Below are 14,611 nucleotides of genomic sequence, written 5' to 3'. Positions count from 1 at the left end.
GCTGATCGGCCATCATGCCGCGAGTTACCCTGGCCGGACTTACCCTCGACGGATTTGCTCTAGCCGGAGGCGTCTATTCGTCCGAGACGACGGGGTTTCGTAACTGTCCGATTCTTTCAACCGCACATGTCACCTCGGTGCCGGGCCCAGCCGGGATCGAGGGGAAGGCGGCGCCGGTGAGGATAATGTCGCCGGGCAGGAGGGTGAACATTGACGAAGCAAGGGCGATGAGTTCAGGTACGGATCGTGCGAGGTCGGCCGTCGTACCACGGCCCTTCACTTCTCCGTCAACCGACAGTGTGATCTCCAGGTCAGAAACATCTAGATCGGTGACGATCACGGGACCCACCGGGCACGAGGTGTCGAAGCCCTTGGCGCGCGCCCACTGAAGATCGGACTTCTGAGTCACCCCGTCGGCAACGTCGTTACCCACCGTGTAGCCGAAGATCACTTCGTTCGCACGCTCGACCGGCACATCCTTGCACAGGCGCGAGATAACGACCGCCAGCTCGGCCTCGTGAATAATGTTGCCCGACCACTTCGGGGCCACGATCGGAACATTTGGCCCCACCACAGCGGTGTTGGGCTTGAGGAAGGTGGTCGGAACCGTCGTCGGGTCTGGCCGATAGTCGGGACGGTTGTAGTTATCACCGAAACCGATCACCTTCGAACGCGGCAGCATCGGAGCCACGAGGTTGGCATCCTCCGCGGACACGATCTGCCCGGTTGGAGAAATGCCGGCATACATCGGGTCATCGGCGAGAACATGGTAGGCGCCACTGGCCTCGTCAACGACAGCGAAGCGCGGGCCCTGGTCGAGTGAAAGTCGTGCAATCTTCATGGGTCAAGCCTAGCGTGCCTATCGGGGTAGCGAGCCTAACTTGCCCGCCTTGACCTGTGTACTATTGTGAGACAACCCACGCACGCATCCCTCCCCAACCCATTAACTTACGGTAACGTAACATTGTCGAGTTCCTTTCAACGATAGGGCAATCATGGTCAAGAAACGTCGCGACGGCGTCGCCAGCGAAAAACGCAAAGTCGAGATCGAATCCTGGATGAACATCCCCTGGCTCCTCACCCGACGCCAGCAAAAGCATCCCGACCAGATTTGCATCGAGCGCCAGGCAAACCTCGGCCAGTGGAAGCCGATGACCACCACCGCCTACCTCGCTGATATCGACGCGGTTGCCCGCGGACTCGTCGCCGAAGGCCTCAACGAGGGCGACGCAATCGCCATTTTCGGTGCGACGTCCTACGAGTGGAGCCTCATTGACATGGCTGCGCTCAGCGCCGGACTCGTCGTCGTGCCCATCTACGAGTCCGACTCAGCCGAACAGGTGCGATGGATCCTCGAAAACTCGGATATCCGATTCGTTGTCACCGACACGAATACGCAACGTGCACTCGTCGAATCCCAGCGCACCCCCAACCTTGGCCGCGTCATCGCTCTCGACCAAGACGCACTCGTCGAACTCTACACACAGGGCGAGAAAATCACCCAGGACGAAATCAACCGCCGCCGAGGCCGACTGACGATGGACACGCTCGCCACCGTTATCTACACCTCCGGGACAACCGGCCGCCCCAAGGGCGTCGAACTGACACATGGCAACTTCGTCGACACCGCGCTCAACGTCGTTCCGCACATGCACCAGATCATCGACACCAAAGAAACACGCATCCTGCTGTTCCTCCCACTTGCCCATGTCATGGCACGTGCAGTCTTCTTCTACACCATCGCGAGCCGCGGAGTCGTCGGCCATGCGCCCAGCATCAAGAACCTGCTCTCCGATCTGAAGACCTTCAAACCCTCCGCCCTCCTCGTTGTTCCGCGCGTCCTTGAAAAGATCTACAACGCCGCCGAGGCCAAGGCAGGCTCCGGCCTCAAGCGCCGCATCTTCCGATGGGCCGCCAACGTCTCCGTCTCCTACTCGACGCGCGGGCGTGGCCCCATTCGTTCATTCAAGCACGCCATCGCGAACAAGCTCGTTTTCAAGAAGATCACCCGGATCATCGGCGAAGACTGCCACTACGCAGTCTCCGCCGGCGCACCGCTCGGCAAACGCACGGGCCATTTTTTCCGCGGCATCGGGCTAACCGTCGTCGAAGCCTACGGCCTGACCGAATGTACCGGCCCCGCCACCGTCAATCTCGTCGACGCCATCAAAATGGGGACCGTCGGCACCCCACTGCCCGCCACCGAGATCAAAATCGCCGACGACGGCGAAGTCCTCATCCGCGGACCCCAGATTTTCCGGGGATACCAAAACAACCCCCAAGCCACTGCCGACGTGATCGACGACGACGGGTGGTTCCACTCCGGCGACCTCGGCGAACTCGACCGCCAAGGCTACCTCCAGATCACGGGCCGTAAGAAGGAACTGATCGTGACTGCAGGAGGAAAGAACGTCTCCCCCGCGGTCCTCGAAGATCCACTGCGTTCCCACCCGCTGATCTCCCAGATCGTCGTGGTCGGCGATCAGAAGCCTTTCATCGGAGCGCTCATCACCCTCGACGCCGACATGCTGCCCGGCTGGCTCAAGGCCCACAACCTTCCGCCCATGGACGTCGCACAAGCATCGCAGCATCCGCAGGTCCTTGAATCGCTCGAGCGCGCCATCACGAAGACCAACAAGCTGGTCTCCCGCGCCGAATCCATCCGCAAGTTCGCGGTCATCTCCCCTGACCTGACCGTGGAAAATGGAATGCTAACCCCGTCGCTCAAGGTCAAGCGCTCCGCTGTTGCCAAGCGCTACGCCAGCGATCTCAATAAGCTGTACAACAAGCAGTAGTGCCGCGGCTGGAGCCTCCGGCCGGCTCGGCCCCGGCTGTCCCTGCCCCAAACCCGGCCGGCTCCGCCGGCCACCGCCCGCGCTGTACTAAGCTGTCCGCCGCTGTACTATTCTGGCGCAGATTACTACAGCGCGAATCCTTTTAGTACAGCGCGGGTGGCCGGGTTACGCAGCGCGGGTGGCCGGGTTACGCAGCGCGGGTGGCCGGGTTACGCAGCGCGGGTGGCCGGGTTACGCAGCGCGGGTGGCCAGGGCTAAGGCCAGGCGTCCACCGAAAGTCAGGTTCCACAGCTATGACTCGGAGCCGAACATGCTGGGAGTCCCCCGGACAGCTGGTCCGGAGGACTCCCTTACGTAAAATTGTGCGCGAGGTGGGACTTGAACCCACACGCCCGAGGGCACTGGAACCTAAATCCAGCGCGTCTGCCAATTCCGCCACTCGCGCGCTACGCAGAAGTTTAGCCTTACGCAGCTAAGTTACAAAAATGCATCGACGGTGGAATGGCTTACTTTCTCTTCGTCTGCGACGCCCGCGCGGGCTCGGCGTCGATAACCCGCGCGCGGCGGCGTCGTCGAAAGAAAATGCGTCTCAGGCGGCGTCGATACCGAGCTCCTTTCGGATGCGCGCCACGTGCCCCTTGGCCTTGACGTTGTAGAGGGCCAGAATGACGCGGCCGTCCTTGCCGACGACGATCGTCGAGCGAATCACGCCCTCAACTTCCTTGCCGTAATTCATCTTCTTGCCGAAGGCTCCCCACGCCTTCATCACAGCCTTGTCCGGATCAGACGCCAAGGGGAAGTTCAACGATTCCTTCTCGATGAACTTCCCCAAGGAGTCCACCTTGTCAGGAGAAACGCCAATCACGGTGTAACCCGCCGACTTCAAGGAATTCTCCGAATCCCTAAAGTCGCAGGCTTCGGTGGTGCATCCGGGAGTCATTGCTCGCGGGTAAAAGTAAACAATGACGCCCTGCTCGGCCTTTTCCAACTCCTCGGAGAGGCTCACCGTGCCGTCGAGGGTTTCGAGGGTGAAATCAGGGGCTTCTTGGCCAACGCCAAGCTTGGTCGGATCAGACATGGTTACTACCTTCCCGTGCCGCTCAGCGGCCGTCGTCCATTGTTGAATTAAAAATCTTGAGAGTCACGAGCAGTATGAAGAGCACAAACCCGATGAACATCGGGATCGTCCCCGCCACCGTGGGAAACAGGACACCTGCACCAAGCGCGCCACCGGCGACCCAGTAGGGAGCCTCCCTCAGCCATCCCCATATTCCGCCCGCGACGGCGAGCGTCCCGAGGATCGCCGGGATCACCACGGCGGGCTCACCACCAACACGGATGGCTGTGTACCATCCGACGACGGTCATCACGATGGCAAACACGAGGGCGACCCCCATGAGGGGGCGTTCAATTTTCTCCACATCTCCACTCTGCCACACTCCTGCTCGGCGCGTGGCGCGCAGACCGTCGTCGTTCACCAGTGGCAAATTGTCGGCGATGGGACTGCCGCCGACCATCCTATGCTGGCACAATCGAAGCCATGAGTGACGTTGCATCTTCGGACATGGGACCGTGGCTTTCACCTGAGGACCTCGCTTTTGTCAGGCGCAAGGTTCCGATTTTGTATGTCGACGCCGTCCCGGTCCGTCTCGACGACGACGGCTCGCTAAGTTCCGTCGGCCTGTTGCTCACTGCTACCGACGGCGGCCTCACGCGTTCCCTTGTCTCTGGCCGCGTGCTCTATCACGAGCGGATCCGTGAGGCCCTTCGCCGGCATCTCGAAAAAGACCTCGGCGAGATGGCTCTTCCCCAAATTCCTGCCAACATCGTGCCATTCACGGTTGCCCAATACTTCCCAACGCCCGGGGAAGGCTGGCATGATCCACGCCAGCATGCCGTGTCGTTGTGCTACATCATCCCGGTGTTGGGAGACTGCCACCCATCCTCCGATTCCCTCGAGATCAACTGGTTCACCCCGGGTGAGCTACGCACTCCCGAGCTTCAATCAGAGATTCTGCCCCGGCACGTAGGCATTGTTCAGCATGCTCTCGCCCATCTCGCTTGTTCTTAATCAGGGCAAAGGCCTAGCCAGCCACCCTAGCTTGCCAAACTAGCATGCGCTATATGGGCATGCGCTGTGGACATATTGGCTGGCTCATCAGCTGCTCATGCGGACCCAGCCACTCAAGACGCACCTCTCGCTTAACGGCGCACCCAGCCATTCACGACGCACCTCTCGCTTAGCGGCGCACCTTAAACCCTTGTTTGTAGTGCGCCGCGAACGGAGAGGTGCGCCGCGCACGGAGGGGCAACAGTGCTCCCGCCCGCGGCGGCTTCAGATCTAGCGGCCGAGTATTGCCACAACGTGTGGCGCGAGCTTGGCAAAGGCCTTGTTACGGTGCGAAATGGCATTCTTTTCCGAGGCGCTGAGCTGGGCGTTCGTAAGGCTAGACCCTTCCGATTGGAAGATCGGGTCATAACCAAAACCGCCCTCGCCCGCGCGCTCATAGCGAAGTGTTCCCACCATCTGCCCCTCTTCGACGACGACCGTACCGTCCGGCATCGCAAGCGCCGCGGCACAAACAAACCGCGCGCCCCGATGCTCAGGCTTCACATCGCTCAGCTGAGCTAGCAACAGATCGAGGTTACCGGCGTCGTTGCCGTGCTGACCGGACCAGCGCGCTGAGAAGATACCCGGCGCTCCGCCCATGATGTCCACGCATAGCCCTGAATCGTCTGCAATGGCCGGACGCCCCGTGGCTTCGGCCACCTGGCGTGCCTTGATGACGGCGTTTTCCGCGAAAGTTCGGCCATCCTCCACCGGCTCCGGCAACTCCGGCGGCGCCCCCTCGATCGAGTCGAGACCCGGAATTAGGGGCAACAAGATCGCGCGGACTTCCTCTAGTTTGTGGGCGTTACGACTCGCCAACAAGATCATGCGATGTCCTCCAATGAGACGGGGAACTTCGAGGCCAATGCGGCCTTCTGCAGCTTCGTCAGCTCACTATTGCCTTGCGCCGCCAAGTCGAGGAGCGTGTCGAGTTCGGCGCGGTTAAAGGGCTTTTCCTCAGCCGTTCCTTGAACTTCAACGAATTCTCCCGCGCCCGTCATCACAACATTCATGTCAGTTTCTGCACGCACGTCCTCCACGTAGGGCAGGTCAAGGCACGGCACGCCGTCAATGACACCCACCGAGATCGCGCTGATCGAGTCGCGTAGGACGGGAGCACCAGGCCTGGGCTTGATCCAGCCTTGCTCGACACCGTATGCCACCGCATCAGCCAGCGCCACGTAAGCGCCCGTGATCGACGCCGTCCGCGTGCCGCCGTCTGCCTGAAGCACATCGCAATCGAGAACGATCGTGTTCTCGCCAAGCGCCTCGAAATCGACCACAGCCCGCAGAGCGCGCCCGATCAGCCGTGAGATCTCCTGCGTACGCCCGCCGACCTTGCCCTTGACCGACTCGCGCTGGGAGCGCGTGCTAGTTGCTCGCGGAAGCATGGAGTATTCCCCCGTGACCCAGCCCAGCCCCGATCCTTTCCGCCAACGCGGCACGCCTTCAGTCAACGACGCAACGCACAAAACCTTCGTCTTCCCGAATTCGACATACACTGATCCTTCGCCCTGGTCCAGGTAGCGGCGGGTGATACGAACAGGGCGCAATTCATCGACAGCTCGCCCATCTTCACGAATAAATTCACTCATGGTCTAAGCCTACCTTCGCACCCCGACAAAAATTGAGCCCGGACACGTGGCCCGGGCTCGACGGCGTCGCTAACGTCTAGATGGTGTAGACCTCGCCGGCCCGCACCGCCTCGACGTCGCCGCTGTAAAGGGAACGAGCATCGCGGACATTGCGCTGCGGGCTCGTCCACGGCTGGAGGTGGGTGAGCAGCAGTCGCCCGACGCCGCCCTCCGCCGCAATCCTGCCCGCACGCAAGCCGGTCAAATGGATGCCCTCCACAAGATCGCGTTCCTCTTCGAAAGCTGCTTCGCACAGCAGGAGGTCCACGCCCCGCGCCGCGTCGACGACGGAAGAAATGTAGTCTGTATCGCCGGTGTACGTCATCGTCACCAGTTCATTCGGATCGCGCTCGGATGGTCCAGAAATCCGCATGGCAACCGAGGGCACCGAATGGTAACCGGCATAAAACTCGATATTAAACGGTCCGATCTTCACGGTATCTGCCGGCCCGATTTGCTGAAATTCAAACTCGCTGGCGTATGTTTCCTCACTCGGATCTCCGGAAATGCCGCGGGTACGGGCCGCCCCATCGCCCGGGGAAAACACCGGAATGCGTGGCAACGCCCCCTCGGGATACCAGCGCCGATAAACCTGCATGCCCACGATATCCACGCAGTGATCGGCGTGCAGATGAGACAGGAACATGCCGTCGATGCGCGCCGGATCGGCGTAGCGCAACAAATGCCCCATCGCGCCCGGCCCGAAATCAAGGATGATGGACCACGTGCGGTCATTTCCCGCCTCGTCAGGCCCGTGAGCCTGGAGCAGGTAGGACGACGCCGGAGAGTCCTTTCCCGACATCGATCCCGAACAACCAATAATCGTCAGTTTCACTTCGCTCCCCCCTCGAGCTGATGGACCCTCGTGACCTCCGGACCGAGGAAACGGCGTGCAAGTTTTTGGAACTCGGCGGCGTCACCCGTCGAGAGGAACGTATGGACGGGCGCCGGCGCATCTGGATCGCGAAGGAGATCGTGCGCGGTGAGCTCGCGGTACACGTCGCGGGCCGTTTCCTCGGCGGACGAGACCAGCGCGACGTCGTCGCCCATCACGTAGCTGATGACGCCGGCGAGCAACGGGTAATGCGTGCACCCCAAGATGAGCGTGTCCACGTCCGCTTCCTTAATTGGCGCCAGATACTCTTGGGCCACCGCCAACAGCTCCTGTCCGGTGGTGATACCCTTCTCAGCGAATTCGACGAAACGCGGAGCCGCCTGTGATGTCACGGAGATTCGCGGAATCACCGAAAAGGCATCCTCGTAAGCCCCCGACTCGATGGTCGCCTGCGTGCCGATAATTCCGATGCGATCCTTGTTCGTCACTCGGGCGGCGCCACGAACCGCCGGGTGGATAACCTCCACCACGGGAATCCCCTCGGCGACGGTGTAGCGCTCGCGAGCGTCGTGGAGGACGGCAGCAGATGCCGAATTACACGCAATGACCAGCATCTTCACGCCCGATTCAACGAGTTCATCCATGATGCCTAGGGCTAGCTCGCGTACCTGTGCGATCGGGCGCGGTCCATACGGATTATTCGCTGTATCTCCGATGTAGGTAATGGACTCACCTGGGAGCTGATCTATGATGGCACGGGCGACCGTCAAGCCGCCCACGCCGGAGTCGAACACACCAATGGGTGAATCGTTCATGCTTCGAATGCTACCCGCGTAGCGCTTTGTTCCTCACCGCTGTAATCAGTGAATCCTGCCACCAGGTAGTCATCGCGTAGAGGACGGCGAGCATGTCATCCGCCGTTTCGATTTCTGGCAAATCGTCCGCTTCCCGCGAGCGCGAGCCGGTAAAGAGTCCCGCACGCTCGTAGACGGCGTCTGCCGATTCGTCGTCGTTGATATCGAGGCGGGCAGCCAGGACGAGACGAATGTCATTGAGGGCACTCAGCCACACGCCGGCTTCGTCATTCGGCACGTAGATGTCGCTACTTCCGGGCGCGACGCCGTCGAGCCCCTGGTACAGCGTGACAAGATTTTCGATCTTCTGAGACGCGACGGAGGTCTCTGTCAGGTCACGAAGCTTGTCAGCCTCATCCGGGTCTTCGCTCATGTCCGGCAACAGGCGATCAATCGCCTTGTCGTACGGGGCTTGGGTGTGTGGCTCGTGTTCGGTGGCGATCGCCTCGGCGATGTCGGCGACGTCGGCTTCTAGGGCCGCAAGCGGATCGTCCGGATCCACGCTCTGCGCACGTCGTTCGGCCTCGTGTTCGACGTCGGAGCCGAGCAGCACCACCACGTCGCGGGCAAGGGAGGCCAGCATCGCCCTCTCCTGATCGTTAGCTTGTGCGCGGTAGCCGCCTCGGGCGACCAAGAAAGCCATCATCGCAGTTCCTCGATCGTTGCCCACAGCCCATAGGCGTGCAACGCTTGGGCATCTTTTTCCATCTGTTCGCGTTGACCAGCAGAGACAACGGCTCGCCCATCGTGGTGGACCTGCATCATCTTCTTAAACGCCGTGCCCGGGTCCATGCCAAAGTAGGATTCGAAGACCCATTGAACGTATGTCATGAGATTGACCGGATCGTTGTGCACCACCGTCTGCCAGCCGGAGGTAGGAGCCTCAACAGGGCTCTCGGCTGGACTTGGCATACTCGACTCGCTCATGAACTGCACATTTCCCATGTTAGACCAGCGTGGGACCTTTGGGCGTTGTTTCCACAAGACCGGCCAAGTTTGGAAAAGCGTCGGAGCGGAGAGATACCGTTAGACTATGACGAATTTTACGAGCACTGCTCTGCTCACAGATATGTATGAATTGACGATGATCGACTCGGCGATGAAGTCAGGAACGGCTCATCGTCGCTCAGTTTTCGAGGTCTTCGGCCGTAGGCTTCCCGGCCACCGCCGCTACGGTGTGGTGGCGGGCGTGGGCCGCGCGCTCGAGGCCGTGCAGAATTTCCGCTTTACCGAGGCAGAAATTGACTACCTGCGCCAAGCCAACATTGTTTCGGAAGACACCTTGCAGTGGCTGGCCGATTACACGTTCACTGGCGACATCTACGGCTATCGCGAGGGCGAAATCTACTTCCCCGGCTCCCCCATTATGACCGTGGTGGGAACCTTCGCCGAGGCGGTCCTACTGGAAACCGTTCTCCTGTCAATCCTCAACTACGACTCGGCCGTGGCAACCGCGGCCTCTCGCATGACGATCGCGGCGCATGACCGCCCGTGTCTGGACATGGGGGCGCGCCGCACCCATGAATGGTCGGCCGTCGCCGCCGCACGCGCCGCCGTCATCGGAGGCTTCGTGGGCACCTCGGATCTGGAAGCCGCACGGCTGTACGGCATCAAGCCGATCGGAACCGCAGCGCACTCCTTCACACTCCTGCATGACACCGAGGAGGCGGCATTCCGCGCCCAACTGGCAACGATGGGAACGGATACGACGCTACTTGTTGACACCTACAACGTCGAACGCGGCGTCGAACTGGCCGTCAAGGTCGCGCGAGAGGCAGGCGGAGAGCTCGGCGCGATCCGCCTCGATTCGGGCGACCTCGTGGCACAGGCGTTTAAGGTGCGCAAGCAACTCGACGACATGGGGGCAACCTCCACCAAGATCACGGTCACCTCGGATCTGGACGAGTACGCCATCGCAGCGCTCAACGCCGCGCCCGTCGATTCCTACGGTGTGGGCACACGCCTGGTCACCGGCTCTGGACAGCCCACCGCCCAGCTCGTCTACAAGCTCGTCTCGCGTGAGCGTTCGGACGGCACGATGCAGGAAGTGGCCAAGCGCTCCGATTCGAAGGGCTCCGTCGGCGGTCTCAAAGTGGCGGGCCGCACGCATGATGAGACTGGCCGTGCAACCGGCGAACTCGTGGTCTCAGCCGCAAGCTGGGAGCAAGGCCTAGCCTATCTCGAGGACAGGGACGCCCGCCCGCTCCAGGTCAAGTTCATCGAAGGTGGCGTTGTTGCCGACGAATACATTGCACGTAGCTCCCTCGCCCACGCTGCCCAGCAACACCGCAACTCCCGTGCGGCGCTGCCCTACCCGGCCTGGCGTCTCTCCGAGGGAGACCCGGCTCTGCCGACCACCATGATCGACATCTTCGAAAGCGACAACTAACGCAAACGTGCCCGCCGCGAGGCAACGGCGGGCACGTTTTTCGGCGTCTCTAACTACGCCCCACAAACCACTTTTGGATCTTCAAGATCCTTGCTTCTACTTCCTCGAGCGAGGCCCTCGCAACCTCAGGTCCGCCGCATGCCCTCCGCAGATCAGTGTGAATCATCGCGTGCGGGCGCTGGGTCTTGGCAGCGTAAGCAGCAACCAAACTGGACAGTTGCTTACGAGCCTCGCGACGGCGTCGTGAATCCATCACGGTTGTACGAGCCTCAGTCTTCTTACCGGAGTTCTTCTGCTGTTCCGCTTGGCGCTCGCGCAAAAGCGTGGCCACCTGGTCTGGCTCTAGCAGGCCAGGAATGCCGAGGAAGTCGGCTTCCTCCTCGGAGCCGACGGCAGCCCACGAACCGAAATCGTCGCCGTCGAAGACGACCCTGTCAAACGTCGCATCCGCGGACAACGCCGTGTAGCCCACGCCGACCAGATCGTCGGAGGCCTTTTCTTCACGATTCGCCGCAGCGATCAGATCGTCATCCAACTGATCCTCATCGGCGGAAGGAACGTACAAAGCATGATCGCGCTGCTTCTCCAGCTCACCCGCGAGCGTCAGCAGGTGGGGTACCGAGGGCAGGAATACCGACGCCGTCTCCCCACGCGAACGCGAGCGCACAAAACGCCCAATCACCTGGGCAAAGAAAAGCGGCGTGGAGGTGGAGGTGGCATAAACGCCCACCGACAAACGCGGAACGTCCACGCCCTCCGACACCATACGCACAGCAACCATCCATCGCGACGTCCCCGCCGAGTAGTCGGCAATGCGATCCGAGGCGCGCTCGTCGTCCGAAAGAATCACAGTCGGTTCTTCACCGCTGATCTGAGCCAAGAGATCAGCGTAGGCGCGAGCAGTCTTGTGATCCGTGGCGATGACGAGGCCACCGGCGTCGGGAATTCCCTGACGGACCACGGTGAGACGATCGTCTGCCGCGCCAAGCACGGCCTTCATCCAATCGCCATCCGGGTTGAGAGCCGTGCGCCAAGCCTGGGCCTCCATGTCCTTCGTCATTTCTTCGCCAAGCTGGGCACTAACCACATCGCCGTGCTTGGTCTGCCACTGCATGTTGCCCGTGTAGGACATGAACATCACCGGGCGGACGACGCTATCGGCCAATGCCTCCCCGTAGCCATAGGAATAGTCAGCCTTCGACCGCGGAACCCCGTCCGCGTCGGGCTCGTAGGTGACGAAAGGAATCGCCGCCGAGTCAGAGCGGAAGGGCGTTCCCGTGAGCGACAGGCGCTTCTTAGCCGGCTCAAAAGCAACCCGAATCCCATCGCCCCAGCTCAGCGCGTCACCGCCGTGATGGATCTCGTCCAAGATGACGAGCGTCGAACGGGCCGACGTGCGATGCCGATGGAAAAGCGGCGCGCGGGCCACCTGGGCATAGGTGACGCAAGCACCGTTGAAGGAGGCACCTAAGCTGCCCTGGGAGTTGGAAAAGTCGGGATCGAGTTTGAGGCCGACTCGCGCGGCCGCCTCAGCCCACTGATATTTCAGGTGCTCGGTGGGGCATACAACAGTCACATCTGACACGACCTTGCGAGACATGAGCTCGGTGGCGACACGTAGGGCAAAAGTAGTCTTACCCGCACCGGGGGTTGCGACCGCGAGAAAATCCCGCGGCATCGTGTCGAGATACTTGCCCAGCGCCTCAGCCTGCCAAGCACGCAAAGACCCAGCCGTTCCCCACGCAGCACGCTGCGGATAAACGGGAGGAAGATTCTGGGCTGCGGATACTGAGACAGACTGCGGGTTGTGGTGTGAGCGGGCGCTCACTGGGCGCCGCCCTGTCCGTTACCATTTCCGCCCGGCGGATTTGGGCCGAAGGGCCAAGCGTCCCCGCCTTTACCCATATTCTGGTAGATCGCCTTACACGTGGGACAGATCGGATAACGATCGGGGTTACGAACCGGGGTCCACACCTTTCCGCACAACGCAACGACGGGACCGCCCTCAACCGCCGACTGCGTGATGCGGTCCTTGCGCACATAATGCGCGTAACGATCCTCATCACCAGGCTCGTGTGCTTCGCGCGTGCGCTCCAACGTGGCAGTCGTCGACTCAGGAGCCAACGACGGCGCAGCCGGCTGACCCGGCCCGCCCGGCGCTTGGGGATCAGAATGAGGATCGGTAGACATGCCTCCAGTCTATTGCCCGCCTCCGACAATTTCGTGCGATGGGCGGGTGCTACTTGCCACGTTGACAGCCCGGGTTCGAGACGGCAGGCAGCGGGCTGGATTGAGGTGGACTGGATTGAGGTGGCGCTGGGGCCTAGCCGGGCGCTCCCCCGGGCTCGGCGTTCCCCTGGGCTCGGACCCAGGCCCCGAAACCGCACTAAGCTGACCCGCGCTGTATTAACCTACGCGGGAGATTCAGGGGGTCGATGCATCATTTTTTAACAACTCGGCCAGTGTCTCACGTGGGGTCATTCCGTTCAAGACAACTCGGGCTCGGTCGTTGAGTTCGTCTTGGACGAAAGCGACTTCCTCGTCGGTGATGTCAGCGAAGTTAGTTCCCTTGGGGAAGTATTCACGAATATCACGATTCAGGCGTTCATTCGACGGACGCTGCCACGGGCTATGCGGGTCAGCGAAGTAGACCTTGATATTGGTATCGACCTTGAACTGGGCTACCTGCGCCATCTCACTACCTTGATCCCAGGTGATCGAGGAGAAGGCCTTACTGGGCAAGGTCTGAACCATCTGGGTCAGTTTCTCAATCACGGTCGGTGAATCATGGCTCACCCCAAGACGAGCGATCAGCAAAAACCGTGAAGAGCGCTCGACTAGGGTGATCAGCGCTGTGTGCTTGCCCTTACCACCACCGATAATTAAATCTCCTTCCCAGTGACCTGGCGTCAGGCGCCCATCGACCTCGTGGGGGCGCAAATCGATTGAAGCGCCCTCGACCCACGTCTTACGCCCGCGCCCGGGAGTGCCAGCAAGAGCAGAACGAGCAATACGCCGTTGACGACCCGAACGCAGTCCTTTCTCCCGTTTAAGCTCTTGCCGTAATGCCCCACCCCCGTGAACATACAAAGCCTGATAAATCGTTTCATGAGACACACGCATCTGCCGATCATCTCCATAATCATGACGCAAACGAACACTGATTTGCTGGGGAGAATAACGCTTATTTAACAGCTCAACCACCTTCTGACGCAGCGCCACATGGGTAGTAAGCTTGCCCGGCTTAGGACGAGAACGACGCTGATGAGCGCACTGATGAGCCCAGCGAGCATCATAAGAACCATCAGGAAAAGCACCACGATTAATCTCACGCGTCACCGATGACGGACTACGCCCCAAACTTAAAGCGATCTGCCGAGCCGACTTACCATCAGCTAACCCCAACCCGATCGCCACGCGCTCTTCAAGCGTCATACGCCGGCCTCGACCAACCCTGCCATTACCAACCCGGTCAACACTGGCCACGACCGTGGCCCCACCAACACGGCCCCGTTGCAAAACTTCAACCATAGGCCCCAACATAGCCTGTTTCCCACGAACCCAGTTCGGACTATGACCAACCCGTTTCGCGATCTCGGCAACCGGCAAGCCCTCAGCCGTCAACTGCCACACCCGTACCCTAGCAGCCGCACGAGCCTGCGCCGGCCCACCCTGCCCACGGACCAACACTAAACCCGCCCCACGAGCCCAGACCTGAACCGAGTGACAATTAACCTTCAACTCACGAGCAACACTTGCACACGAACGTCCAGAAGCAACCAAGGCCACCGCATGATCACGAAACGACTGCGAATAAGGCCGAATCGGCGATCTACCAACCATTCAACACACTCCAAAAAGTAGTGCATTGACCCCTGGAACCTACCCGCCAGATTAATACAGCACGGACCAGCTTAATACAGCGCGGACGGGCGGCTGCGAGCGCAGACGGACGGCTGGTAGCACAGACGGACGGCTGGTAGCGCAAGCCAGG

The 14,611-nt window shown here is 60.9% G+C and carries 15 protein-coding genes and 1 tRNA gene; 3 read left to right on the top strand and 13 right to left on the bottom strand.

The window, feature by feature from the left end:
• Nucleotides 1–73: 73 nt before the first annotated feature.
• Nucleotides 74–841: a fumarylacetoacetate hydrolase family protein gene (locus HLG82_RS03300; RefSeq protein ID WP_193327298.1), complete on the bottom strand. Its 768-nt coding sequence runs from the start codon at nucleotides 839–841 to the stop codon at nucleotides 74–76.
• A 154-nt stretch (nucleotides 842–995) separates the two neighbouring features.
• Here HLG82_RS03300 and HLG82_RS03295 point away from each other — a divergent pair, with 154 nt between their 5' ends.
• Nucleotides 996–2,795 (top strand): AMP-dependent synthetase/ligase, encoded by a 1,800-nt coding sequence (locus HLG82_RS03295; RefSeq protein ID WP_255313932.1) that lies wholly within the window; start codon nucleotides 996–998, stop codon nucleotides 2,793–2,795.
• A gap of 363 nt (nucleotides 2,796–3,158) precedes the next feature.
• Here the strand turns inward: HLG82_RS03295 and HLG82_RS03290 are convergent.
• From HLG82_RS03290 to HLG82_RS03280, 3 genes are all read right to left on the bottom strand, one after another.
• A tRNA-Leu gene (locus HLG82_RS03290) sits at nucleotides 3,159–3,240 on the bottom strand.
• A 144-nt stretch (nucleotides 3,241–3,384) separates the two neighbouring features.
• Entirely contained in the window at nucleotides 3,385–3,873 is a 489-nt protein-coding gene (locus HLG82_RS03285) for a peroxiredoxin (protein WP_193327297.1), read from the bottom strand.
• A gap of 22 nt (nucleotides 3,874–3,895) precedes the next feature.
• Entirely contained in the window at nucleotides 3,896–4,216 is a 321-nt protein-coding gene (locus HLG82_RS03280) for a hypothetical protein (RefSeq protein ID WP_193327296.1), read from the bottom strand.
• A 119-nt stretch (nucleotides 4,217–4,335) separates the two neighbouring features.
• Here HLG82_RS03280 and HLG82_RS03275 point away from each other — a divergent pair, with 119 nt between their 5' ends.
• Entirely contained in the window at nucleotides 4,336–4,866 is a 531-nt protein-coding gene (locus HLG82_RS03275) for a DUF4916 domain-containing protein (RefSeq protein WP_193327295.1), read from the top strand.
• 270 nt (nucleotides 4,867–5,136) lie between these two features.
• On the opposite strand, the gene rdgB is transcribed toward HLG82_RS03275, so the two are convergent.
• The 6 genes from rdgB to clpS all read right to left on the bottom strand — a co-directional run bounded on the left by rdgB (nucleotide 5,137) and on the right by clpS (nucleotide 9,155).
• Nucleotides 5,137–5,733, bottom strand: a complete 597-nt coding sequence (rdgB, locus tag HLG82_RS03270; protein ID WP_193327294.1) for an RdgB/HAM1 family non-canonical purine NTP pyrophosphatase — start codon at nucleotides 5,731–5,733, stop codon at nucleotides 5,137–5,139.
• On the bottom strand, nucleotides 5,730–6,500 hold the full coding sequence (gene rph / locus HLG82_RS03265) for a ribonuclease PH (RefSeq protein WP_304413596.1): 771 nt from the start codon (nucleotides 6,498–6,500) through the stop codon (nucleotides 5,730–5,732). Before rph ends, rdgB begins: the two co-directional genes overlap by 4 nt.
• Before the next feature lie 76 nt (nucleotides 6,501–6,576).
• Nucleotides 6,577–7,374, bottom strand: a complete 798-nt coding sequence (locus HLG82_RS03260; protein WP_193327293.1) for an MBL fold metallo-hydrolase — start codon at nucleotides 7,372–7,374, stop codon at nucleotides 6,577–6,579.
• Nucleotides 7,371–8,189 (bottom strand): glutamate racemase, encoded by an 819-nt coding sequence (gene murI / locus HLG82_RS03255; protein ID WP_193327292.1) that lies wholly within the window; start codon nucleotides 8,187–8,189, stop codon nucleotides 7,371–7,373. Before murI ends, HLG82_RS03260 begins: the two co-directional genes overlap by 4 nt.
• Nucleotides 8,190–8,199: 10 nt before the next feature.
• A complete protein-coding gene (locus tag HLG82_RS03250; RefSeq protein WP_193327291.1) occupies nucleotides 8,200–8,874 on the bottom strand; it encodes a DUF2017 family protein in 675 nt (224 codons plus the stop codon).
• The gene (clpS, locus tag HLG82_RS03245) at nucleotides 8,871–9,155 is read right to left on the bottom strand and encodes an ATP-dependent Clp protease adapter ClpS (protein ID WP_193327290.1); all 285 of its coding nucleotides are present in this window, start codon (nucleotides 9,153–9,155) and stop codon (nucleotides 8,871–8,873) included. The genes HLG82_RS03250 and clpS overlap by 4 nt, the downstream gene beginning before the upstream one ends.
• A 106-nt stretch (nucleotides 9,156–9,261) precedes the next feature.
• Between clpS and HLG82_RS03240 the strand changes: the two genes are divergently transcribed.
• Nucleotides 9,262–10,617 carry a nicotinate phosphoribosyltransferase gene (locus HLG82_RS03240; protein ID WP_193327289.1) on the top strand — a complete coding sequence of 452 codons (1,356 nt, stop codon included), beginning with the start codon at nucleotides 9,262–9,264 and terminating at the stop codon, nucleotides 10,615–10,617.
• Between the two features lie 49 nt (nucleotides 10,618–10,666).
• Here HLG82_RS03240 and HLG82_RS03235 read toward each other — a convergent pair whose 3' ends face one another.
• The 3 genes from HLG82_RS03235 to HLG82_RS03225 form a co-directional block, all read right to left on the bottom strand.
• On the bottom strand, nucleotides 10,667–12,445 hold the full coding sequence (locus HLG82_RS03235; protein WP_193327288.1) for a DEAD/DEAH box helicase: 1,779 nt from the start codon (nucleotides 12,443–12,445) through the stop codon (nucleotides 10,667–10,669).
• Nucleotides 12,442–12,807, bottom strand: a complete 366-nt coding sequence (locus HLG82_RS03230) for a DUF3039 domain-containing protein (protein WP_193327287.1) — start codon at nucleotides 12,805–12,807, stop codon at nucleotides 12,442–12,444. The genes HLG82_RS03235 and HLG82_RS03230 overlap by 4 nt, the downstream gene beginning before the upstream one ends.
• Before the next feature lie 234 nt (nucleotides 12,808–13,041).
• Entirely contained in the window at nucleotides 13,042–14,052 is a 1,011-nt protein-coding gene (locus HLG82_RS03225; protein ID WP_193326020.1) for an IS30 family transposase, read from the bottom strand.
• Nucleotides 14,053–14,611 lie beyond the last annotated feature (559 nt).

This window comes from Trueperella pecoris, from assembly GCF_014926385.1.
GTDB classification, from domain to species: Bacteria; Actinomycetota; Actinomycetes; order Actinomycetales; family Actinomycetaceae; genus Trueperella; species Trueperella pecoris.
Note: the sequence above shows the minus strand (reverse complement) of the source record. Positions and strands in the feature narration are given on the sequence as shown.